The following is a 20,520-nucleotide window of genomic DNA, read 5'->3' on the forward strand; positions in this document are numbered from 1 at the left end:
CACCGCTCGCATAATCGCCGAATGGACACACGCGCGTTCCGGCGATTGCGGCCGGCCAATCCCGTCGGTGATCTCCTGCGCGGCTGGCGCACGCGCCGCGCCTTGAGCCAGGCGGAGCTCGCGTTCGAGGCCGGCATCTCCGTCAAGCATCTGAGCTATGTCGAGACCGGGAGAGCGGCAGCAAGCCGGGACATCCTGCTGCAGCTCGCGTCCGCGCTCGATCTGTCGTTGCGCGACCGCAATGCGCTGCTCGAGGCCGGCGGCTTCGCACGGCAATATGGCGAGCGCGATCTGTCGGCGCCGGAGCTTGCCGAGGCGCGGCGTGCCATCGATCTTCTGCTCAGCCGTCACGAGCCGTTCCCGGCGATCGTCACCGACCGGCGCTGGAACGTGATGCAGGCCAATCGCGCCGCCTCGCGCCTGATGAGCATGCTGCTTGGCCCTGAGCGCATGCAGCGGCCGCTCAATCACATGCGCATGTTCCTCGCGCCCGACGAGCTCAAGCCGTTCGTCGAGAACTGGTCGATTGTTGCGGCTGCGCTGCTGGCGCGGGCGCGGCATGAAGCAATGGCCGCGCCGCTTGACGAGGCCTTGCAATCGACCTGGCGCGAATTGATGCGGCTGCCGCAGCTTCCTGCGCCGACCGAGGACAATTCCGTGCCGGGGCCGCTCTGCGAGGTGCGCCTGCGCAAGGGCGATGTCGGCATTGGTCTGATCGGTGCGGTGCTGACGCTCGGCACCCCGCAGGACGTGACGCTGCAGGAGCTTCGCGTCGAAATGTTCATGCCTGTCGATGCCGCGTCCGAAGCCGCCTTGGTTGCGCTTGCAGCTCAGGACGCCTGAGCCTGCGCCTCGCGCCGTTCGAAGCTCATGGCTTGCATTACTTCCGCAAACGGACCGTTGCGATCACTCAGTGTCGCCGTGGTGAGGCCGGCGCCATTGGCGCCGACGCGCGTGGCGGCACGGATCAGGATCCATTCGCCCTCGGGCGGACGGAAGAAATAGAGGCTGATCTCCGGGTTGATGAAGGTCCATTGGCGCATGTCGACGATCTGGGCGACGCCGCTGGAGAAGTCCGCGGCCTGCACCGCCTGGAGCAGCGGCGTGTTCGGTTCGCCCTCGACCAGCGGCGCGTCGAGCCGCATCCAGGCCGCGGCCGGGCCCGGCTTCTCCAGGGCGCCCTCGATCAGGCGCACCGACACGTTCTGGAAATAGCGACTCCATTTCTGCGCGAAGGCGGGCGGCAGGGTGCCGGCCTCGGGCCCCTTGTCGACGGCCACGGGCCTCGCGAAGGGGTCGATGGGCGACTCGCCGCTCGGCGCCGTCAGCAGCGCCGTGCAGCGGCCGATCTCGGTGTCGCCGTCCATCAGCCGCACCTGCAGGGTCTTGGCCTTGCGACCGTCGCGCAGCAGCTCGCTGACCGCCCTGAACAGGCGCAGGCCCGCCGGCCGCCACAGATCGAAGGTCAGGCGCCGCACCGCAAAGCCGGATTTGGCAGCGAGGCGCTCGACCTCGCGGGTCATCAGCGCGGTGGTGGCGCTTCCCTGCAGCATGTCCGGCGACCACGGGCCGCCGGCATGCTCGGTGGGCCGGAACAAATCGCCTTCCGGCTTGAAAATGGCGGTCATCGCGGTCTCCCCTTGGGCTTGATCGTGGCCGCAACTATCGGGGCGGGGGCAACGTGCCACAATAACCGCAGAGGTGAAGTCGTGAGCCATGCAGGACGGGTGCCTTGCACCGCCCCCGGTTCGGCTTATGTTCGGGCGGACCCTCGAAGTGCCCGAAGGAGGCGCCTGACATGAGCACGCTGAAACCGCTCCAGATCGACGTCGTCTCCGACGTGGTCTGCCCCTGGTGCTATATCGGCAAGCACCGCATCGAGAGCGCGCTGGCGCTCGTGCCCGACGTTCCGGTCAAGCTCAATTTCCGCCCCTTCTTCCTCAATCCCTGGGTGCCGCGCGAGGGCATCAGCCGCGAGGCCTATCTCACCCAGAAGTTCGGCTCGGTCGAAGCCTATAAGGGCATTGCGGGGCGCGTCGTCGCGGCCGCGAGCGAGGAGGGGCTCGTCTACAAGCCGGAGCTGGTGGCGCGCCAGCCCAACACGACCGACTGCCATCGCCTCATCCTCTGGGCGGAAGCGATCGGCAAGGCGCCCGAGATGAAGCAGCGCCTGATGGAGCTGTACTTCCGCGACGGCGGCGATCTCACCGATGTGAACGTGCTGGTGCAGGCGGCTGCCGATATCGGCCTCGATGCCGACGACGTTCGCAAGCGCCTCGCCACCGACGAGGATGTCGCGCGCGTCTCGGCAGATGCTCAGGAAGCCGCCGACAAGGGCATCTCCGGCGTGCCGACCTATGTCTTTGCACAGAAGTACGCCGTCTCCGGCGCGCAGGATCCGAACCTGCTCGCCCGCGCCATTCGCCAGGTCTCGGCGGAGATCAACGCGCAGGCGGCGGAGTAGGCTGAGAAAGTTGAATCTGTCGTCAGCTTGGGCAATTGTTCGGGGCGCGAGGACAATATGAAGATTAAGATTGTCATACACGAGGCGGAAGAGGGGGGCTTCTGGGCCGAAGTCCCGGCCATCCCTGGTTGTGCCACGGAAGGCGATACCATGGATGAGCTCATGGCAAATATTCGCGACGCGATTGAAGGATGTCTGTCGGTCGAAGTAGCGCCGCCGGAGCCGGGTGGCATCGAACGGATTTTGGAACTGACGACGTGAAATCCGTCTCTGGTCGGGAGTTCGCGCGTATCGTCGGACGACACGGCTGGAGTTTACTTCGCGTCAGCGGCAGTCATCACATCTACGGCAAGCCGGGCAGCATCGTCCGGCTCTCCGTTCCGATCCATGGCAATAAGCCCCTAAAGACGGGGTCCTGCGTCATCTCGTCAAGATGGCTGAGCTATCGGACGACGATCTATAGCCTCACTTCCTGATCAAATGAGCCGCGTATCGGGCCGCCGCGTAGGCGATCTTGTGCGTCGCGAGCGCTCCATGAACCAGCGTCACGACCGGGTCGTGCCGCCGCAGCGGGATCAGCACGTCCCCAATTGCAAGGCGTCCGCGCCAGATCGGGTTGATCATGGGATGATCGGCATTTGCCGTCGAATCCGCGCTGGCGATGGCGGGATCGGCGCAGAGATGGCGGGTGAGGTCCAGCGTCAGCTGCACGCCGGGCGAATATCTTGCAAAGCGCTCGTCGATGCCGAGCTTGAAGAAGAAGGCGCGATCCTGGTGGCGCAGCACGATGCCGGCGGCAATCGGGGTCGCGCCGGCGCGAAGCGTGACGATCTCGCACTGTGCAGCCTCTGCCAGCGCCGGCACGGCGCGGCGGATGAAGGTTGCGTCGCCCGCGTGCTGAACCAGCGCGGTGCCGCGCTTGCCCTTCCAGCCGCTGGCTTCGAGCTGCAGGAAGCTTTCGAGCGCAGGTCCGATCTCGTCGGAGCTGCGCGCAATCTTGAACACGACAGGGCCGTGCTCCTCGAGACGGTGGCGCTGTCGCCGCAGCTCCTTGAGCTTCTTGGCGCCGAGCGCGTCGCGCAACAGCATGTCCCCATCCTGCGTCGCATCGAGGCTGGCGCGGATGTAGGAGCTGAGGATTCTCGGCTTCAGGCCGTCGCGCTCAAGCACCTGCTTGACCGATGCCATGGCCGCGCCGTCGAGGGCGACGTCGGTCAGCACGAGCGCATGCGCGCCGGCCTCGCGTGCCTGCTGCAGCAGACGCGCGGCGGCCTCGAGCGGAGCGTCACGGTCGAGCAGCGGGCTGCACAGCGTGCCATAGGGATGCGCGCTCACCAGGGCGGGCAGGGGAATCTTCCAGGCGCGCCAGAGCGAGATCACCGGCATCAGGCCGATCAGCCGCGCCGAAGAGTCGTGTGCGGCCAGAGCCGAGGCATCCGTGCGACCGCGCGCCGTTGCACTGACGGCCAGCTCCCAGGCGGGCAGATAATATCCGTTCGGCTCGATCGCCCGCTGCGCCAGCGCGCGCCATTGGCCGGTGTCGACGGCGGCAATCGGGACAGGCGCGCGCGCCATCGCGACATCCCTTGCCGATGCCGGATTGATCGCCGCCTGATGCGCGATGTCGACCACGTCCCGTCGTCCCCGTTCGCGCGAGCTGAGCCCGTGCTACCGGGCATTGCTTAGCGCAAAGATTGGAAAATACCGTTGGGACGCCGCTGCAATTCGAGCGGTAGTGTTAACATTCCATTCAGCATCCGGCCGGGGGTGATCCCGAAGTTTCAGGGCGGTCGCATGTGACTTGCCTGAGGAATCGTGACCAGTCTCCCGGCACTCCCGCCGTCTTGCGAAGGCGAGAGTCCGACTTGCCGGCGCAGAAGAGGCGGTACAGAATCTCCAGCACTGCGCGGACTTCCGGTCTCGCGCTTGCCTGCGAAACTACCTCGTTCGGGAGAGGCTCATGGTCTCGACATCATTTACGCCGATCGCGTCCCTTGTTGGCGGTGCGATGATTGGCCTCGCGGCCGTTCTGCTGATGTGGGCAACGGGCCGGATCGCCGGCGTCAGCGGCATCGCGGCGCGGCTGTTTCCGCCCTATGAGGATAGCGAATTCGCCGGGCGCCTCGCCTTCGTGGCCGGTCTCGCCGCCGCGCCCGTGCTGGTGCTGCTCGTCACGGGAGGTCTGCCGGAGCAGACGATCGCGGCGGGACCGGCTCTCCTGATCGTCGGCGGATTGCTCACGGGGTTCGGTTCGGTGTGGGGCAGTGGCTGCACCTCCGGCCACGGCGTTTGTGGCCTGTCGCGGCTGTCGGTGCGCTCGCTGGTCGCGACAATGACCTTCATGGCCGCCGGAATGGCCACCGTCTTCGTGATGCGGCACTGGAGCTGATCGCCATGGCAATCCTCGTTCAATTCGCGATCGGGTTGATCTTCGGCATCGGCCTCATCGTCTCCGGGATGTCGAACCCCGCAAAGGTGCTGAACTTCCTGGACATCGGCGGCATTCCGGCAGGGACATGGGATGCGAGCCTCGCATTCGTCATGGCGGGCGCGGTGGCGGTGACCTTCGTCGGATTCAACCGCGTCCTGAAGCTCGCGCGTCCGCTCTTCGCCGACCGATTCTATCTGCCGACGCGGCTCGACATCGATCCCAGGATCGTTGCAGGTCCTGCGATCTTCGGCGTCGGCTGGGGGCTGGTGGGCTTCTGTCCGGGGCCGGCGCTGACCGCGCTCGGATTTGGCTCGCTCTCTGCCGTCATCTTCGTCGTGGCGATGTGCGCCGGCATGGTGCTCGCCCGCTTCATCGCTCATCTGCCGTCATTGACGCGCCTCGTCACACCGGCCGATCCGCTCGAAACCTGAAGTCACGCCAGAGAGCCGTCATGGACCCCAGAGGCACACATCAAGCTCGGCGGTTCCAGCAGCCCGACATCGGCGGTTGGTTCGGTCGCACGAACGGGACCGGGCGAATAGTCTCGTCCGGTCCCAACCATCAAGCCTTCATCGATCACCAGCGGTCGTCGACACCGACGCCGACGCTGACGCCGGGCGCGCGAATGCCGACGCCGGCGCGCGGGCCGTCATCCCAATCGCGATGATAGGTCCGGCGCTCGTAGTAGCGCTCGCGCGGCATGTAGTTGTAGGAATCGCGCACGATCACGCGCGAACCGCCGCGTGTGCGATAGCAGCGGCCATCCTCGTCGCAGACAAGTCGCACCTGCTGCACGAGATCCGGATTGGTGTACTCGCTGCTCGTATAGATATCGGAAGCCTTCGCCCCCGAGGCGGCGGCCAAAGCACCCACGCCAGCCAACAGCGCAATAGTCAACGTCCTCATCATGTCCTCCTCGAAACTGCCCTCGGCGGTAACAAGAAGGGGAGGCGGTGATCGTTCCCGGTCGCGGTACTGGTTTTTCCCGGAACCTTGTCGTCAAGGCGGGTTCCTAGATCGGCTCGTAAGTCTCCGTCCCGCAGATGTCGTCGGCGTCCGCGCGCCGGCGGTCCACGACCTTGCCGCCGTTGATCGTCACGATGTAGGTCCGGGCGCCGAGCGACGTGCCGGTCGCCGAGGTGAGCTGCGCGCGGACGCACGCGGTCCAGCCCGGTCCTCGCACCTCACGATGGGGCGGGGCGACGTGCACCTCGCGCGGATAGGATGTTGCGAGAAAGACGACGTCGATCTGCTCGCGCACCACGCGCTTGACGTCGGGGGGCGCTTCCGGCGGCGGCTGCTCGGCCTCCTTCATGCGCATGAACTCCGGCACCGGAGCGCGGCTGTCTGCAAAGCCGCAGGCACCGAGCGCCAGCGCGCCGATGAGCAGCGCCGCATGAGCAATGATCCGCAACATCCGTGGAGGTCCCCTGCGGGCCAACAGATAGGCACGAACGCGATCCGACGAAGTCCCGGTCGATCAAGTTTTGCTGAAGTCTTGGAACCCGCAACATTGCTATTCCGCGATTGCGGGCTAGTTTGTACCCCACGCGAGGGGGATTGCTGCAATGAGGATTTTGGTCATCGCGGCCGCCGTGCTGGCACTGACGGTCGCATCAGTGCAGGCGCAGGGCCGGCGCCAGCCCAATGACGGCGCCAAGCCGATCGACAACGGTCCCAAGGTCGACGAGAAGGCCTACAAGGCCGCGCTCGAGCGAATTCCCGAACCCAAGGAGAAGTACGACCCCTGGGGCGGCGCCCGTCCGGGTGAACCTGCCAAGAAGCCGAAATGACGTGAGGTGGATGGCGCGGACCTGTATTTCGGTTTCGGAGAAGCGCCGTCGCTCGTGTCGCGCACGACCGATCGTCCCGGTGGACGATTTGTTGCGGGGTCATCATCGATCGCGCTCGCGGTCGTCACGCGCGTGATTGCGAACCGCGTTGGTGCCGCCGTCGTATCGAAGCAATCATGATCGTGTTGTGCATGTGATGCGAACGTTCGTTCACATCGCGCCTGCTATTGCACGAAAGCGAGGCCGACGCGCTTGTCGCTGCGCCAAACTGTGCGACAATGCTTTACGAAATGGTCGCACGCGATCGAGAGCGTGACCGATTGCGGCAACATGACGGGAGTGTCGAGGTCGATCGCCGCGCCGCCCGCCGACATGTTTCGCACCGTGCAAGCAATGCCGCTGTTTTCAAAGGTGATCTTTCCGCCCTTGAAAACACGATGACGTTGCGATGTGCGCTTCTCAATCATCCGCGTCAGTCCTGCCGAGGATTATGAAGTAGTGCATAGAAATTACGTTGAACTAAACTCAATACTGGCGCTACTTGCGCGGCGTTTCAGACTTTGTTTACGACGTTGGAGCGGCGAGCCGCTCCAACGAACCTGCCCAAAGAGCCTACCCAAGAGCCTTTCCTTTATGGCGTGACGCGCCGATGGAGATATTGATGAAGACTTCGCTTTCGCTTCTTTTCGCCGCAGCGCTCTCGCTGGCCGCGATGCCCGCTCACGCCGCCAAGTGGGACCTCTCGACCATGTCCTGCAAGCAGTTCCTGGAGAGCGGCGAGGACAACATCGCGGTCGTGCTGACCTGGATGGACGGCTGGTACAAGGGCGACGAAGACAACGCGATCATCGATACCGACGTCTTCATCGCGAACGCCAAGAAGTTCGGCGCCTATTGCGGAAAGAATCCGACCGTCAGCGTCGTCACCGCCGCCGACGAGATTCTCGGGAAGTGACGTCGCCGACGCGAGCGCGAACGCGCTTCCTGTCCCGACACGATTGCATCGAGAGCCGCGTCGAGCTTTGCGCTCCGCGCGGCTCTCTTGTTTCAGGACGCGTTCACCCCCGCAGCATCGCGAACGCGCTCGACACCATCGCGGCCGGCTTGCCGTCGGCGGCCGAGAGCAGCGTGACGCGGCCAAAGCTCATGGTGCGCCCGAGCCGCACCACGCGCGCGTCCGCCAGCACGTCGGACGCGGAGATTGCGCGCATGAAATGCGTGGTCTGGTCGACCGTTGTCATGGAACGGTAGCCGCGATTGGCCGCGAGGATCGCGATCACCATCGCGGTATCGGCGAGCGCCATCAGAGCCTGGCCGCAGACCACGCCGCCGTTCCGGCACAGCCGCTCCGAAAACGGCATGCGCAGCAGCGCGCCGGGCTGCCAGTCCGCAACGTCCGCGGGCGGCGCATGCTCGAGGCGCTCGACCGCGAGGTTGAGATCCTGGACCCAGGGCGCAAAGACCTCGCCGAGGATGCGTCTGGCGTCGTCGAGGCAGAACTCCGCTTCTGGCTGCGTTTGCATTGCTGTCGCGCGCTCCTGTGTTACTGGATGTTTCGTCGCATTGTGCGCGCATCGGCGAGGCAAAGTCACTCGGTCTCGCGCCGGCCGCCTCGGCTTGAAAATGCCTGACTTGGCCCGATATGATGCCTCGCTTGGGTAGGGTTGGATGATGTTGCGTCGCTGTGTCCTCGTCTTTTGCATGGCCGTGCTCGGTCTTGGGCTGGGCGGGTGCACCAAATGCGGTCCGATCTGGGACGACTGGCTGCATGCGCCGAAATCATGCAGATCGGATCGGCTCTAGCGGCCCTCCGGGTCGTGACCGGGCTGACAAGGATGACACGGCGCGGGGCGATCCGCGCCTCATGGAAGATCTAAGGAGTGAATGATGAAGCTTTTCCGTTTGGCCGCGGTACTGGCCGTGCTGGCGGGACCTGCCTACGCGCAAATGCCCAATGTCAATTTGATGCAGGATCTCCCCAGCAAGTCCCCGGAGGAGAAGGCCGCCGAGGCCGAGCGTGACAGGGCCTACAAGGAAACGCTGAAGAAGATTCCGGATTCCAAGGCGTCCAGCGATCCCTGGGGCGGCATGCGCGCCGATCCGCCGAAGCAGCCGGCGGCCCCGAAGGCGTCAGCCGCAACCAGTGCGCCGAAGAAGTCCAAGAGCGGTACGGCCGCCAACTGACCCCGTTCCGGGGAGGCACGAAGTCTTTCCGACGGGACTCCTCTTGATCCGGCCCGCGCCCTACATTGTCCGTAGCGTAGTGCGTTGAGGAAGGCAGGACATGGCCGATCGTCCGCGGGATCTCGCCGAGCGGATGGCGCGCCGGCGCAAGATGGCCGGCAAGCCGGGGCCGACCGCGCGCGGCGATGGCTATCTGCGCGAGACTTTTACGCTGCCGCGCGCGGCGGCGCGGGAGAGGGCGCAGGCCTTCTTCGCCCGCTATCCCAAGGCCGGCTATATGAGCGAGGTCGAGACCTGGCGCGAATTGCCGGGCGGCGAGATCGAGTTCACGATGCGGCGGCTGCCCAGCGCGGACTGATGCGCTCTATGGCGCATGAGGGCGAACGGTTCAGGCCGTCTTTCGCCCGATCGCCTTCAGCTCCCGGTCGATGCGCAGCTGCACGCGCCGGATCGCCAGCAGGTCGATCCTGGTCTCGGTCTTGCCGGTCTTGATCTGGTCGCCGATGCGGAACTTCCATTGCCAGATTCCGGGAATCGCCGTCTTGGCGATGGTGAACTCGACGCCCCTGTGATTCATGGTCACCTCCCACGATTCACCTTCATGCCTGCAAACATGTTGGTCGTCGCAATATTCCGCAGGCAAGGAAAATCTGTCGCCGGCCGCACGCGAACGGCGCTCGATCTCCGTGGTTCTCCGACCATGAACAAAGTTCCTGGGCTCGGCGGGCCCACAGCGTGGTTCCGACCCGGGCGCCGGATCTGCTTCAGCTTGACGGCATGTGCCTTGCTTGCCTGATCGCGGGCAAGCAACCATGGGCCCCTCATGCTCGGCATTCCCCGCCGCTACTCTCACTTCGTCTTCGGCATCATCCAGTCCGGGCTGACCTCGCTGATCGCGGCGGGAATCGCGAGCTTTCCGGCAGGCAGCCCGGTGCTCTTCGTTCGGCACTGGATGGTGTCCTGGCTGATCGCATGGGCCGCGATGCTGCCGGTCGTGCTATTGGCGGCGCCCGCGATCCGCGCCTTCGCGCTGCGCCTGACCCGGGAGGAGCGGGAACCCAGCGCCGGCCGGCAGGCATGAAAAGGCCCCGCCTGGGGAGAGCCAAGCGGGGCTGAGAGTTGTTGGAGGCTGGGTGCTGGGCTGCAACACCATAGCCGAATGACCCTAGCCGGCTGAGCTTACGGCAGCCTGACAGGCGAACGACCGGCAGGAGCGTGATCGAAAGGCCGCAGACTGGCCCCGTACCGGTCCCAATTTCGACATCCGTCCGCACCACTGCGGACACACCCGTCGGCAAGATTTTCATCCGTTCGGCGCAGCCATGGGGGAAACGTGGCGCGCCGACAACGGGGTGGCATCATGGATAACGTAGAGCGGTCATTTGCCGCCGCGACGGCGGCTGGCTTCGTGGTGCTGGTGATAGGCCTGATTCTTCTGGCGCTGCTGTAGACGGGGATCGGCGTGCCGGGCGCTCGCATCGATGGGCGCCGGCGCTGCCGCCTTTCAAAAGCGGGAAAACAACCCCATGCACAGTAGGGTGCCGGGCAATTTCCTCGCTCGGCCAATGGGTTACGGGTAGTATTTAGATACCTTGGAGGCCCGCGGTTGCGGCAGCCGACTGGCGCTGCCGGGGTCGGGGATTCCGTCCAAACCGCCGGCTGGCGCCCCGTCGCGGGGCGGACCTCGACCCGCTCCGGAAGCCGGTCCTGGCGCTGCCTAGTGGACCTTGATCTCGTTCAGCGGCAGATGGAGCTCGGCGGCGCGCTCTTCGCGGTCCTTCTTGCGGAACTCGTTTTCCTTGCGCTCGAACTTCACCATCTCCTCGTGCGCCGCCTCCAGCAGCGGCTTTCGCCTGATCGTGTCGTGGTGCGTGTCGTTGTCCGTCATGAGCTGAGGTCCCCAAAAGTTGCGGTCCCATCCCCACAGAAAACCGGAGACCGCGAAAAGGTTCGGTGCCGCAGGATTACGGAAACATGACGGCGCGCCGGCCGCGCGTCGTTGATGCCGATCATATTCGCTTTGCGGAACCCGGCGGAGGCCCGGCTATTTCGGCGGCTGAAGCCCCGGCGATTTGACCCAATCGCTCAGATGATTGGCAACGTCGGCTTGGCGGGCCTTCTTGAGCAGCGCGTCCCGCTCCGGCCCGGGAGGAAGCTTGGACGCTTGCTCGCGGATCTGCTTCACCCATGCGGACAGCCGGTCCTGAAGGGTCAGCTGCTGCTTGAAACGTCGTCGCTTGAACATGGCGCGCTCTTTCCGTGCGAGGAGGCGGGAGCGCGAGGTGAGCGTTCTCATCACCGATAGTGGCCAAGATCCGCGCGGTGATGATGCATTAGGATCCGGAAATGGATCCGCGTCTGTTCAGTTGTGCACTCAGTGCAAAGCGGGGAGGGTGACGATCCAGCATGGCTGATTTGTTGGGCCGCAGAGGTCGGCTCCATCAACCAATGGGGCCGGCTCGCGAGGCGGCCCCAGGTCATCCCAGGAGCTTGTCAAAAGCCACCAAGGCACCGAATGCGGTTGCGGTGACGGCGAGGAAGGCCACGAAATACCATAGGCGATGCATGAGCGGATAATCCGGACGCTCCGCGATGGTTCATGCCGGCTCGACCAGCTCCCATCATTTGGTCAGCGCTTGCTGCACGTCGGCTGATTTTTGCGGCACCAAGGTTCGGGATTCTTGCAATCACCCGGATCGAATGCGGACGGCGCCCGGGCCGCCAACTGAGGCGGCCTTACTGCCGTTGAATGATGCTGGGAGGGAGATTCCCGTCGGCCTTGGGCAGCCCTTCGTCGTCTATCCGCTCCTTGAGATCGGCGGCCCTCTCAATGAAGCCAGCCGCCACTGCTGGGTCGGAACTCGTCTTGGCCAGCTTAAGTAGCGTCGCTGCTACTTCTCGGGTGTTCTTCGTAACCACGGCATTCCCTACATGGATCAAGTGCAGGGAAGAGTCTGGAACAGCCAATTCCGTTCCGATGCTCGGTACAAAAATGCACGCAAGCGATAGGAGGCCTCAGCTCCGGGGCTGGCACCGAGCTGAGGCCTTCGTGTCACCGTCACGTTGTCGAGGCGTGAGGCTGCTATCAAGTCACCTGCCAGAGCCCTAGTTCCGGGAAATCAGGGCACTCGGTATTTCTACCTAGGACACCGGGGGCACATACGGACAGCAGCAAAATCCACAAAGAACATATTGCGAACTGAGAACAAATGGGGTACATTGCTTTTATCGCCGAGCTGCCTCGCAACCGTTTGTCCCTCACGCGAATCCTCGCCATAAGGAGCACGACCCAATGTCCGCAACTGCCCTGCGTATCGTCGAAGGATCTTCCATGGACAAGAGTAAAGCTCTGGCCGCCGCGCTCTCCCAGATCGAGCGGCAGTTCGGCAAGGGCTCGGTGATGAAGCTCGGCAAGAACGACCGCTCCATGGATATCGAGGCGGTGTCCTCCGGCTCGCTCGGGCTCGATATCGCGCTCGGCATCGGCGGCCTGCCGAAGGGACGCATCGTCGAGATCTACGGGCCGGAATCCTCGGGCAAGACCACGCTCGCGCTGCATACGGTGGCGGAAGCGCAGAAGAAGGGTGGCATCTGCGCCTTCATCGACGCCGAGCACGCGCTCGATCCGGTCTATGCCCGCAAGCTCGGCGTCAACATCGACGAGCTCCTGATCTCGCAGCCCGACACCGGCGAGCAGGCGCTGGAGATCTGCGACACCCTGGTGCGCTCGGGCGCCGTCGATGTTCTGGTGGTCGATTCGGTGGCGGCGCTGGTGCCGAAGGCCGAGCTCGAGGGCGAGATGGGTGACGCGCTGCCTGGCCTGCAGGCCCGCCTGATGAGCCAGGCGCTGCGCAAGCTGACGGCCTCCATCAACAAGTCCAACACCATGGTGATCTTCATCAACCAGATCCGCATGAAGATCGGCGTGATGTACGGCTCGCCGGAAACCACCACCGGCGGCAATGCGCTGAAATTCTACGCCTCCGTCCGCCTCGACATCCGCCGCATCGGTGCGATCAAGGAGCGCGACGAGGTGGTCGGCAACACCACGCGCGTCAAGGTGGTCAAGAACAAGCTGGCCCCGCCCTTCAAGCAGGTCGAGTTCGACATCATGTACGGCGAGGGCGTCTCCAAGATGGGCGAGATCCTCGATCTCGGCGTCAAGGCCGGCATCGTCGAGAAGTCCGGCGCCTGGTTCTCCTATGACAGCCAGCGCCTCGGCCAGGGCCGCGAGAACGCCAAGGCGTTCCTGAAGGGCAACCCCGACATCACCGCCAAGATCGAGACCGCGATCCGCCAAAACTCCGGTCTGATTGCCGAGCAGATTTTGGCCGGCACGCCCGAGCGCGACGCCGACGGCGAGGAGCCGGCGGACGAGTAAGCCTTCAAGTAAAAGTTCGCGAGGAGCGGGCACTGAGGACGTTGAGTTGCCGACGTCTTCGGTGCCCGTTTGTTTTGCGTTGCGTTGATCAGGTGGTGCGATGAAGCGTCTGATCTTGACTGGATGGGGCGGCGGGAGTGCTTTCGCTCGATCGGGGTTGGCCGAGATCGTCATCCCGTTCCATTTTCAATTCGAGTGGGGGCCGCTCCCGCAGGCGGAAAAGCTCTCAGCTTATCTGGCTGCCTACACCGCAGAGCTTGGTCATGCCGAACATTGGTCGGATTGGGTCCGCTGGCCCCGCGGCGCCAAGGGCCGCAAATTGTCGCTGGCTGAATTTTGCGAGCCGTACGACGAGATCGAACTCTGGTTCGGAGCGACTGCCCGCGACCAATTGCAACTGGTCTGGTTGCTCGATCACCTCGGCAACCATCCTGCATTGGCGCAGAAGGTCGGGCTGCGATTGCTGGACTCCGACCTGTTTTTCGGCCCCGAATATGATTTCGCCGAGGGCGAACGCTATATTACCGTCGGGGATATCGGTGCGGAGGAGTTCGAGATTGCCAAATTGGCCTGGTCGGCCTACCGCGCGCCGACCCCGGAGCCCTGCATCGATCTGCTTCACCGCGATCTGAGCGCCTTGCTGATGCTGCGGCCAGCCTTGCTTCAGCTTCTGGCAGAGCTCCCGTCGCCTTTGACAGGGCTAGGCGCGACCGAGATTCGATTTCTGGAGATGCTCGACTGGTTTGCAAACACGAATCCGTTGTTCCATCTACGCTCGCTACGGGGCACTTGCGTGTGGGGTGAGGTCGAACTGGGATATTTGCTCGAAGGCCTTGCCCTCGGCCCCAAGCCAGCCGTGGCCGGGCTGGGCGACGAATTACGCACCATCGATCGATCTTGGCAATCTCAGAGCCCGGCACAAGGTTTATCTCCGCAGCCGGCTGTCGTTGACAGAGTTCGGCAAGGCCGTCCTGGCTCATCAGGAAGATTTCAGCCGTCACAATCCGATCGACCGCTGGTGGGGCGGCACGCATCTGACCAACGACCGTCTGTGGCGCTACGGCGCGGTTTTGACGAAGCCCTGAGGCAGCGGACATGACACGGCTCATCGTCACGACCGACTCGTCCATGGCCGGCGCCATTCAAGGAGCGGCCCTAGCCGACCTCGTGATTGCGATCGAGCGTCGGTTGGTTTGGGGACTATTGCCGTTCGACACGGAGCTCAAGGCGTTCTTCGCGCCGCGTGCGACGCAGCCACCCGGGCTCCATTGGCTGGACGATACGCCAGCCTGGCGTATCGAGAAATCGGGAGTTCGCGGGCAGGGATTGACCGAGCTGCTGTCGGAATGCGATTCGGCTGAATTGTGGATGGGACCAGAACCAAATGCGCAATTGTTTCTGTTCTGGCTGCTCGACCATTGCAGCAGCGAGAAAGCGGCGATCTCCAAACTCGTGATGCGTCACCTCGACGTGGCCGTCGGCGGTATCAAGCCGGAGCATCTCGCTAAGCTAGATCTGCCTGTTATCAAACTGGCGCAAGCTCACCTGGAGCTGGCTGGCCGCGTGTGGCGGGCCTATCGCGCACCGACGGCGCAGCCTTGGTTCGACCTCCTCAAAGCCGATTTAAGTCTGTTTCCGCAAGCGCAGCGTTGCGTTGCGGATCTCCTCGAAGAACTTCCGAGCGTCACGACCGGCCTTGGAGCCACGGAGATGAGGATATTGGAGCTGATCGCGCCGGGTGAGGTACCGCCCTTTGACGTCTTCCCGGGATATCAGAAGCCCAACGAGCGTCGCGTCTTCGATTACTGGGAGGTGGGCGCGCTGCTTGATGGTCTCGCGCGATGTGAGAGGCCAGCGGTCGCTGGACTGGACGAAGGCCCGTTTTCCCTGGAGATGCACGAGAATTCAAGCCGCCTCCAGCGGTACAAGCAATCCCGCTTGTCGCTCACCGAGTTCGGCAAAGCGATGCTTGGTGGCGATGAAAAGTTTTGCCGGTACAACCGCATCGATCGCTGGTGGGGCGGCACCCACCTGACCAACGACCGGCTGTGGCAGTGGGACCCCGAGGCCCTCTCACTCATCGCACCTGATTAGTACGTACCTGTTCGCTCAGAGTGTTCTTATTGCGTATTATTTCGAGAGGCAATCGTGTCACATTTGATCCTGGCAACGAACGATCGTGCGGAGGATACACTTCGCCGGTCCGGCGTTGCGAACGTCGCGCTCGGGTTCTATCCGCGTTTTGTCTGGAGGAAACTGCCTTCCGACGAGCGGCTTTTGAGGGGGCTGGAGCGCCGATCGGAGAAGCACTGCAATCCCGGCGATCATTGGCTCGATGACGTTTGTAGCGGCGCGCTCGACGGCTTCGGCACGCGCGATATCGGTTTGTTCGAGCTGTGTGCGAAGTTCGACTCGATTGAAATATGGGTTGATCCTCGGCCGAATGATCAGCTTGTGCTCGTCTGGCTGCTGGACCTGCTCCGTCCCTACAAGGAGATCACCACGAAGCTGAGCCTTGTGCATGCGGACGACACTGTTGCCAACTATGCCCCGGAGTCTGTCGCAAAATGGAAACTTCCGACCTTCAAGGTGACCGAGAATCATTTGGTGACGGCAAGCCGCGCCTGGCGGGCCTATCGGGCTGACACGCCACAACCCTGTTTCGATCTGTTGATGACGGATCTGATGATCTTGCCGAGACTTCGATCGGCGCTGATTGCGGTGCTTGAAGAGCTTCCGGACAGCGTGACGGGACTCGGTGCAACTGAAATGGATCTGCTGGATTTTGTGAACGACGGGCAAACCGACCCGAGGCTCGTCGAAGATGCGAGATGGCTTCGCGATGTATTCGACGAAAACGACGCGCGTGACGCTTTGCTCGAACTGGGGGCGTATTCGGCGCCGCCGCTCTTGTTGGGCGATCCGGCGTTCGACAATGAGGACCGCTACTTCGGCAGGAGTGAGTGGAGGCTCACGCTGACCGAGCTCGGAGGTTCACTTCTCGCCCGTGAAGACGACATGTGGCGTCACAACCCGATCAAACGATGGTGGGGCGGGACCGAGTTGACCAACGAGCAGCTCTGGCGGTGGGATCGCGAATGCCGGTTGCTGGTGGCGCCCTAGGGCAGGTTCGTAGGGTGGACTAGTCTTGCTGAGTCATTCGGCCGCGCCGCAAGAAGTGTTATCGGTCAGGCAGCGCGGATGAGGCCGCTGCATGATTATTGTACCGGCCTGATGCTGCCGGTGAACAAGGGCGCGTCGACGATGAAGCGTGTGATCCTGACCAGTTCGTCGGGCGTCGGCCTTGCCCTCGCCGATCGCGCCGACATGGTCGTCCCGTTCATCTACCGTTTCGTTTCGGGGCCACTTCCCACGCCTGACCACCTCAACAGTTATCTCGGCGCGCGCGAGTCGTGGTTTGACGCAACGCACTGGTCGGATTGCGTCCGCGTCCGTCAATCGCCCCTTATCAGGCGCCCGGACCGGGCGGGTGGATTGCTCTGGGTCTGCGAAACCTATGGGGTCGATCTCATCGAACTATGGTTCGATCCCGAACCCAATAGTCAATTGCAGTTGATCTGGATCCTCGATTACCTGCGTTCCGAACCATCCATCACAGAGAAGCTGAGATTGCGACGCGTCGATTTCGACCTGCGCGAAGCAGATCCCTCAGAGCTTCGCCGTCGTGATGTGCAGCAGTTCGATATCGCAGAAAGCGATTTTGAGATCGCCAGGATGGCCTGGGAGGCCTACCGCGCGCCGACGCCCGAGCTTTGCGCCGGTCTGCTCGGCAGGCCGCTCGGCAAGCTGTCTTTCCTGAAGCCGGCCATGAAGGACCTGCTCGCAGAACTGCCGTCGCCGGCGACGGGACTGGGGGCGACGGAGACGCGGCTTCTCGAGCGGATTGCGGGCGGCCACAATCGTACCGATGAGCTGTTTCGGCCGGGCGCGCTGGGAACACGCGTGTTCGATCAGTGGGAGCTGGGCGCGCTGCTCGAAGGGCTCGCTTTTGGCCCGGCGCCAGCGGTCGCGGGTCTGGACGGCAAGCTGGCGACACTCGATCCGGACAACGCGAGAAGCCGCAATGCTGCCTTTCGCCGGAGCCGGCTGTCGCTGACTGAATTTGGCGAAGCGGTCCTGGCGGGCCGGGAAGATTTTCGCAGTCACAACCCGATCAAACGATGGTGGGGCGGCACGCTTCTCACCAACGAGCGGCTGTGGCGGTGGGATGGCGAGCGCCGGTTGCTGGTTGCGCCGTAGAGGCACATTCGGTGTTGTAGGGTGGATTAGCCGAAGGCGTAATCCACCGCTGTTTATCTCCGCGAAAGCTGAAGTGGTGGGTTACGCGGGCGGCCTGCGCTTCGCGCGACCGCCCGCTAACCCACCCTACAAATCCTACTCCGCGGCTTCTGCGTAATCGCTGACCGGCGGGCAGGAGCACACGAGGTTGCGGTCGCCATAGACGTTGTCGACACGGCCGACCGGGCACCAATATTTATCGGTGCGCGAGACGCCGTCGGGGAAGCAGCCCTCGCTGCGGGTATAGGCGCGCTTCCAATCGTCATCGGCGATGTCGTGCACGGTGTGCGGGGCGTGGCGCAGGGGCGAGGCTTCGATCTTGAAGCGGCCGGCCTCGACCTCCGCAATCTCCTTCCGGATCGCGATCATGGCATCGCAGAAACGATCGAGCTCGGCCTTGGATTCCGACTCGGTCGGCTCGATCATCAGCGTGCCCGGCACCGGGAAGCTCATGGTAGGAGCGTGGAAGCCGTAATCGATCAGGCGCTTTGCGATGTCGTCGACGGTGACGCCGCTCGTCGTCTTCAGCGGACGCGGATCGACGATGCACTCATGCGCGACGCGGCCCTTTTCGTTCTTGTAGAGCACCGGGAAATGCGGATCGAGACGCGCTGCGATGTAATTGGCGTTGAGGATCGCGATCTCGGTGGCGCGCTTCAGGCCTTCACCGCCCATCATCAGGATGTAGATGTAGGAGATGGTGAGGATCGAGGCCGAGCCGAACGGCGCGGCCGAGACCGGACCGACCGGCGCATCCGCTTGCGTCGTCGGGTGTCCGGGAAGGAACGGGGCAAGATGCGCTTTGACGCCGATCGGGCCCATGCCGGGGCCGCCGCCGCCATGCGGGATGCAGAAGGTCTTGTGCAGGTTGAGATGGCTGACGTCGGCGCCGTAATCGCCGGGCCTGCTGAGGCCGACCTGCGCGTTGAGGTTGGCGCCGTCGAGATACACCTGGCCGCCATGGCCGTGCACGATGTCGCAGATCTCGCGGATGTGCTCCTCGAACACGCCATGGGTCGAGGGATAGGTGATCATCACCGCGGCGAGATCGTTCGAATGCTTCTCCGCCTTGGCGCGGAGGTCATTGACGTCGACGTCGCCGTTCTTCTCGCAAGACACCACCACCACGTCCATGCCGACCATCGCGGCCGAAGCCGGATTGGTGCCGTGGGCGGAGGAGGGGATCAGGCAGATCTTGCGATGGCTTTGTCCGCGCGCGGCATGGTAGCCACGGATCGCCAAAAGCCCGGCATATTCGCCCTGCGCGCCCGAGTTCGGCTGCAGCGAGATCGCGTCATAGCCGGTGATATCGCAGAGCCATTTCTCCAGCCGCGCGAACAGCGCGTGGTAGCCCTTGGCCTGCTCGCGCGGGGCGAACGGATGCAGCGTGGCAAATTCCGGCCAGGTCAGCGGCATCATCTCGGTGGTCGCATTCAGCTTCATGGTGCACGATCCCAGCGGGATCATGGCGCGGTCGAGCGCGAGGTCGCGATCACTGAGCTTGCGCATGTAGCGCAGCATCTCGGTCTCCGAGTGATGCGCATGGAAGACCGGATGGGTCAGGAAGGCCGTGGCGCGCTTCAATTCGTCCGGCAGCGCCTCGCGCGTCTCGGCGTCGATCTCGGCATAGACAAGCTTGCCGCCGAAGGCGCGCCAGACCGCTTCGACCGTCGCGGGCGTCGTGGTCTCGTCGAGCGCGATGCGAAGTGCGGTATCACCGACGCCGAGATTGATCTTCTCGGCGCGCGCGCGCGCGACGATCTCCTCGCGCTTGCCGCCGGCATCGACGCTGAGCGTGTCGAAGAAGGTGTCGCTGTCAGGCGCAAAGCCCAGCTTGCGCAAGCCGGTTGCGAGCACGGCGGCGCGGCGATGCACGTTGCGCGCGATCTGCGCCAAGCCTTCGGGGCCATGATAGACCGCATACATCGACGCGATCACGGCGAGCAGCACCTGTGCGGTACAGATGTTGGAGGTCGCCTTCTCGCGGCGGATGTGCTGCTCGCGGGTCTGCAGTGCGAGGCGGTAGGCCGGCGCGCCGCGCGAATCCACGGACAGGCCGACGATGCGGCCGGGCAGCGAGCGCTTCAGTGCATCGCGCACCGCCATATAGGCCGCGTGCGGTCCGCCATAGCCCATCGGCACGCCAAAGCGCTGCGCCGAGCCGATGGCGATGTCGGCGCCTAACTCGCCGGGCGAGGCGAGCAAGGTCAGCGCCAAGAGGTCGGCGGCAACGATGGCGAGTGCGCCCTTGGCCTTCAGCGCGGCGATCGCGGGCCTGAGGTCGCGCAGCGCGCCCGAAGAGCCCGGATATTGCAGCAGCGCGCCGAGCACGTCTGATTTGTCGAGATCGGTGAGGGGGTCGCCGACGACCAGAGACCACCCCAGCGGCTCGGCGCGGGTGCGCATCACCGCCAGCGTCTGAGGATGCACGTCCTTGTCGACGAAGAAGGCCTTGGCCTTGACCTGCGAGTGGCGCTCGGCGAGCGCCATGGCTTCGGCCGCCGCGGTGGCTTCATCGAGCAGCGAGGCGTTGGCGACGTCGAGCCCGGTGAGGTCGCAGATCATGGTCTGGAAGTTGAACAGCGCTTCCAGACGGCCCTGGCTGATCTCGGGCTGGTAGGGCGTGTAGGCCGTGTACCAGGCCGGGTTCTCCAGGATGTTGCGCTGGATCACCGCGGGCAGGATGGTGCCGGAATAGCCCTGGCCGATCAGCGAGGTGAAGACCTGGTTCTGGCTTGCGAGCTCGGCCATATGCGCGATCGCCTCGGTCTCGCTCAGCGGCTTGCCGAGATCGAGCGGGGAGGTCTGCCGGATCGAGGCCGGCAGCGTCTCCGCCATCAGTGCATCGACGCTCTTGGCGCTGACGGCCTCCAGCATTGCGGTGACGTCGCGCGCGGATGGGCCGATATGGCGGCGAACGAAACTGGCGGCGGTGTCGCCGTTGGTCTTGCGGTGCGCGGTCATCGCT

The 20,520-nt window shown here is 64.1% G+C and carries 26 protein-coding genes; 16 read left to right on the forward strand and 10 right to left on the reverse strand.

Annotated features, from left to right (window positions below; translation table 11 throughout):
• The first annotated feature begins 21 nt into the window (after nucleotides 1-21).
• The gene (locus tag ACNJYA_RS14110) at nucleotides 22-843 is read left to right on the forward strand and encodes a helix-turn-helix domain-containing protein (RefSeq protein WP_439403121.1); all 822 of its coding nucleotides are present in this window, start codon (nucleotides 22-24) and stop codon (nucleotides 841-843) included.
• Here ACNJYA_RS14110 and ACNJYA_RS14115 read toward each other — a convergent pair.
• Nucleotides 831-1,628: a thioesterase family protein gene (locus tag ACNJYA_RS14115; protein ID WP_439403122.1), complete on the reverse strand. Its 798-nt coding sequence runs from the start codon at nucleotides 1,626-1,628 to the stop codon at nucleotides 831-833. The genes ACNJYA_RS14110 and ACNJYA_RS14115 overlap by 13 nt on opposite strands.
• Nucleotides 1,629-1,798: 170 nt before the next feature.
• Here ACNJYA_RS14115 and ACNJYA_RS14120 point away from each other — a divergent pair, with 170 nt between their 5' ends.
• Genes ACNJYA_RS14120 through ACNJYA_RS14130 form a run of 3 tightly spaced genes read left to right on the forward strand, consistent with a single transcriptional unit; the run spans nucleotide 1,799 to nucleotide 2,940 of the window.
• The gene (locus ACNJYA_RS14120; RefSeq protein ID WP_197963080.1) at nucleotides 1,799-2,464 is read left to right on the forward strand and encodes a DsbA family oxidoreductase; all 666 of its coding nucleotides are present in this window, start codon (nucleotides 1,799-1,801) and stop codon (nucleotides 2,462-2,464) included.
• A gap of 57 nt (nucleotides 2,465-2,521) precedes the next feature.
• Nucleotides 2,522-2,725 (forward strand): type II toxin-antitoxin system HicB family antitoxin, encoded by a 204-nt coding sequence (locus tag ACNJYA_RS14125; RefSeq protein ID WP_439366662.1) that lies wholly within the window; start codon nucleotides 2,522-2,524, stop codon nucleotides 2,723-2,725.
• A complete protein-coding gene (locus ACNJYA_RS14130) occupies nucleotides 2,656-2,940 on the forward strand; it encodes a type II toxin-antitoxin system HicA family toxin (RefSeq protein WP_439366663.1) in 285 nt (94 codons plus the stop codon). Before ACNJYA_RS14125 ends, ACNJYA_RS14130 begins: the two co-directional genes overlap by 70 nt.
• Here the strand turns inward: ACNJYA_RS14130 and ACNJYA_RS14135 are convergent.
• Nucleotides 2,930-4,096, reverse strand: coding sequence for a GNAT family N-acetyltransferase (locus ACNJYA_RS14135; protein WP_439366664.1), 1,167 nt, complete (start codon nucleotides 4,094-4,096; stop codon nucleotides 2,930-2,932). The genes ACNJYA_RS14130 and ACNJYA_RS14135 overlap by 11 nt on opposite strands.
• A gap of 328 nt (nucleotides 4,097-4,424) precedes the next feature.
• Here ACNJYA_RS14135 and ACNJYA_RS14140 point away from each other — a divergent pair, with 328 nt between their 5' ends.
• Both ACNJYA_RS14140 and ACNJYA_RS14145 read left to right on the forward strand, forming a co-directional pair.
• Nucleotides 4,425-4,853 (forward strand): YeeE/YedE family protein, encoded by a 429-nt coding sequence (locus tag ACNJYA_RS14140; RefSeq protein ID WP_439366665.1) that lies wholly within the window; start codon nucleotides 4,425-4,427, stop codon nucleotides 4,851-4,853.
• Between the two features lie 5 nt (nucleotides 4,854-4,858).
• Nucleotides 4,859-5,326 carry a DUF6691 family protein gene (locus ACNJYA_RS14145; protein WP_172782917.1) on the forward strand — a complete coding sequence of 156 codons (468 nt, stop codon included), beginning with the start codon at nucleotides 4,859-4,861 and terminating at the stop codon, nucleotides 5,324-5,326.
• A 145-nt stretch (nucleotides 5,327-5,471) separates the two neighbouring features.
• On the opposite strand, the gene ACNJYA_RS14150 is transcribed toward ACNJYA_RS14145, so the two are convergent.
• Together ACNJYA_RS14150 and ACNJYA_RS14155 are read right to left on the reverse strand one after the other, a co-directional pair.
• Nucleotides 5,472-5,804, reverse strand: a complete 333-nt coding sequence (locus ACNJYA_RS14150) for a hypothetical protein (RefSeq protein WP_172782918.1) — start codon at nucleotides 5,802-5,804, stop codon at nucleotides 5,472-5,474.
• A 103-nt stretch (nucleotides 5,805-5,907) separates the two neighbouring features.
• Nucleotides 5,908-6,312 carry a hypothetical protein gene (locus ACNJYA_RS14155; protein ID WP_439366666.1) on the reverse strand — a complete coding sequence of 135 codons (405 nt, stop codon included), beginning with the start codon at nucleotides 6,310-6,312 and terminating at the stop codon, nucleotides 5,908-5,910.
• Nucleotides 6,313-6,463: 151 nt separating this feature from the next.
• On the opposite strand from ACNJYA_RS14155, the gene ACNJYA_RS14160 reads away from it, so the two are divergent.
• Nucleotides 6,464-6,688 carry a hypothetical protein gene (locus tag ACNJYA_RS14160; protein ID WP_439403123.1) on the forward strand — a complete coding sequence of 75 codons (225 nt, stop codon included), beginning with the start codon at nucleotides 6,464-6,466 and terminating at the stop codon, nucleotides 6,686-6,688.
• Nucleotides 6,689-6,912: 224 nt separating this feature from the next.
• Here ACNJYA_RS14160 and ACNJYA_RS14165 read toward each other — a convergent pair whose 3' ends face one another.
• Complete coding sequence (locus ACNJYA_RS14165) at nucleotides 6,913-7,155, reverse strand: PilZ domain-containing protein (protein WP_172782921.1); 243 nt, start codon at nucleotides 7,153-7,155, stop codon at nucleotides 6,913-6,915.
• Nucleotides 7,156-7,349: 194 nt separating this feature from the next.
• Between ACNJYA_RS14165 and ACNJYA_RS14170 the strand changes: the two genes are divergently transcribed.
• Nucleotides 7,350-7,643, forward strand: coding sequence for an HdeA/HdeB family chaperone (locus ACNJYA_RS14170; protein WP_212257992.1), 294 nt, complete (start codon nucleotides 7,350-7,352; stop codon nucleotides 7,641-7,643).
• 103 nt (nucleotides 7,644-7,746) lie between these two features.
• Here the strand turns inward: ACNJYA_RS14170 and ACNJYA_RS14175 are convergent, their stop codons facing one another.
• On the reverse strand, nucleotides 7,747-8,211 hold the full coding sequence (locus tag ACNJYA_RS14175; RefSeq protein WP_439366668.1) for a PaaI family thioesterase: 465 nt from the start codon (nucleotides 8,209-8,211) through the stop codon (nucleotides 7,747-7,749).
• A 364-nt stretch (nucleotides 8,212-8,575) separates the two neighbouring features.
• Here ACNJYA_RS14175 and ACNJYA_RS14180 point away from each other — a divergent pair, with 364 nt between their 5' ends.
• The gene (locus ACNJYA_RS14180; RefSeq protein WP_212257994.1) at nucleotides 8,576-8,872 is read left to right on the forward strand and encodes a hypothetical protein; all 297 of its coding nucleotides are present in this window, start codon (nucleotides 8,576-8,578) and stop codon (nucleotides 8,870-8,872) included.
• 100 nt (nucleotides 8,873-8,972) lie between these two features.
• On the forward strand, nucleotides 8,973-9,230 hold the full coding sequence (locus ACNJYA_RS14185; RefSeq protein ID WP_212257995.1) for a hypothetical protein: 258 nt from the start codon (nucleotides 8,973-8,975) through the stop codon (nucleotides 9,228-9,230).
• A 30-nt stretch (nucleotides 9,231-9,260) separates the two neighbouring features.
• On the opposite strand, the gene ACNJYA_RS14190 is transcribed toward ACNJYA_RS14185, so the two are convergent.
• Nucleotides 9,261-9,449, reverse strand: coding sequence for a hypothetical protein (locus ACNJYA_RS14190; RefSeq protein ID WP_212257996.1), 189 nt, complete (start codon nucleotides 9,447-9,449; stop codon nucleotides 9,261-9,263).
• 246 nt (nucleotides 9,450-9,695) lie between these two features.
• On the opposite strand from ACNJYA_RS14190, the gene ACNJYA_RS14195 reads away from it, so the two are divergent.
• Nucleotides 9,696-9,953 carry a DUF2798 domain-containing protein gene (locus ACNJYA_RS14195; RefSeq protein WP_172782927.1) on the forward strand — a complete coding sequence of 86 codons (258 nt, stop codon included), beginning with the start codon at nucleotides 9,696-9,698 and terminating at the stop codon, nucleotides 9,951-9,953.
• A gap of 636 nt (nucleotides 9,954-10,589) precedes the next feature.
• Here ACNJYA_RS14195 and ACNJYA_RS14200 read toward each other — a convergent pair.
• Nucleotides 10,590-10,760 carry a hypothetical protein gene (locus tag ACNJYA_RS14200; RefSeq protein ID WP_172782928.1) on the reverse strand — a complete coding sequence of 57 codons (171 nt, stop codon included), beginning with the start codon at nucleotides 10,758-10,760 and terminating at the stop codon, nucleotides 10,590-10,592.
• A gap of 156 nt (nucleotides 10,761-10,916) precedes the next feature.
• Nucleotides 10,917-11,117: a hypothetical protein gene (locus ACNJYA_RS14205; protein ID WP_172782929.1), complete on the reverse strand. Its 201-nt coding sequence runs from the start codon at nucleotides 11,115-11,117 to the stop codon at nucleotides 10,917-10,919.
• 1,047 nt (nucleotides 11,118-12,164) lie between these two features.
• Here ACNJYA_RS14205 and recA point away from each other — a divergent pair.
• The 5 genes from recA to ACNJYA_RS14230 all read left to right on the forward strand — a co-directional run bounded on the left by recA (nucleotide 12,165) and on the right by ACNJYA_RS14230 (nucleotide 17,513).
• A complete protein-coding gene (gene recA, locus ACNJYA_RS14210) occupies nucleotides 12,165-13,253 on the forward strand; it encodes a recombinase RecA (protein WP_027577058.1) in 1,089 nt (362 codons plus the stop codon).
• 100 nt (nucleotides 13,254-13,353) lie between these two features.
• On the forward strand, nucleotides 13,354-14,352 hold the full coding sequence (locus ACNJYA_RS14215; RefSeq protein WP_439403124.1) for a hypothetical protein: 999 nt from the start codon (nucleotides 13,354-13,356) through the stop codon (nucleotides 14,350-14,352).
• A complete protein-coding gene (locus ACNJYA_RS14220) occupies nucleotides 14,349-15,347 on the forward strand; it encodes a hypothetical protein (RefSeq protein ID WP_439403125.1) in 999 nt (332 codons plus the stop codon). Before ACNJYA_RS14215 ends, ACNJYA_RS14220 begins: the two co-directional genes overlap by 4 nt.
• 54 nt (nucleotides 15,348-15,401) lie before the next feature.
• Nucleotides 15,402-16,376, forward strand: coding sequence for a hypothetical protein (locus ACNJYA_RS14225; protein WP_439403126.1), 975 nt, complete (start codon nucleotides 15,402-15,404; stop codon nucleotides 16,374-16,376).
• A 78-nt stretch (nucleotides 16,377-16,454) separates the two neighbouring features.
• Nucleotides 16,455-17,513: a hypothetical protein gene (locus ACNJYA_RS14230; protein ID WP_439403127.1), complete on the forward strand. Its 1,059-nt coding sequence runs from the start codon at nucleotides 16,455-16,457 to the stop codon at nucleotides 17,511-17,513.
• A 135-nt stretch (nucleotides 17,514-17,648) separates the two neighbouring features.
• On the opposite strand, the gene gcvP is transcribed toward ACNJYA_RS14230, so the two are convergent.
• A complete protein-coding gene (gene gcvP, locus ACNJYA_RS14235; RefSeq protein ID WP_439403128.1) occupies nucleotides 17,649-20,516 on the reverse strand; it encodes an aminomethyl-transferring glycine dehydrogenase in 2,868 nt (955 codons plus the stop codon).
• Nucleotides 20,517-20,520 lie beyond the last annotated feature (4 nt).

Source organism: Bradyrhizobium sp. BLXBL-01, assembly GCF_051853025.1.
Classification (GTDB): Bacteria; Pseudomonadota; Alphaproteobacteria; order Rhizobiales; family Xanthobacteraceae; genus Bradyrhizobium.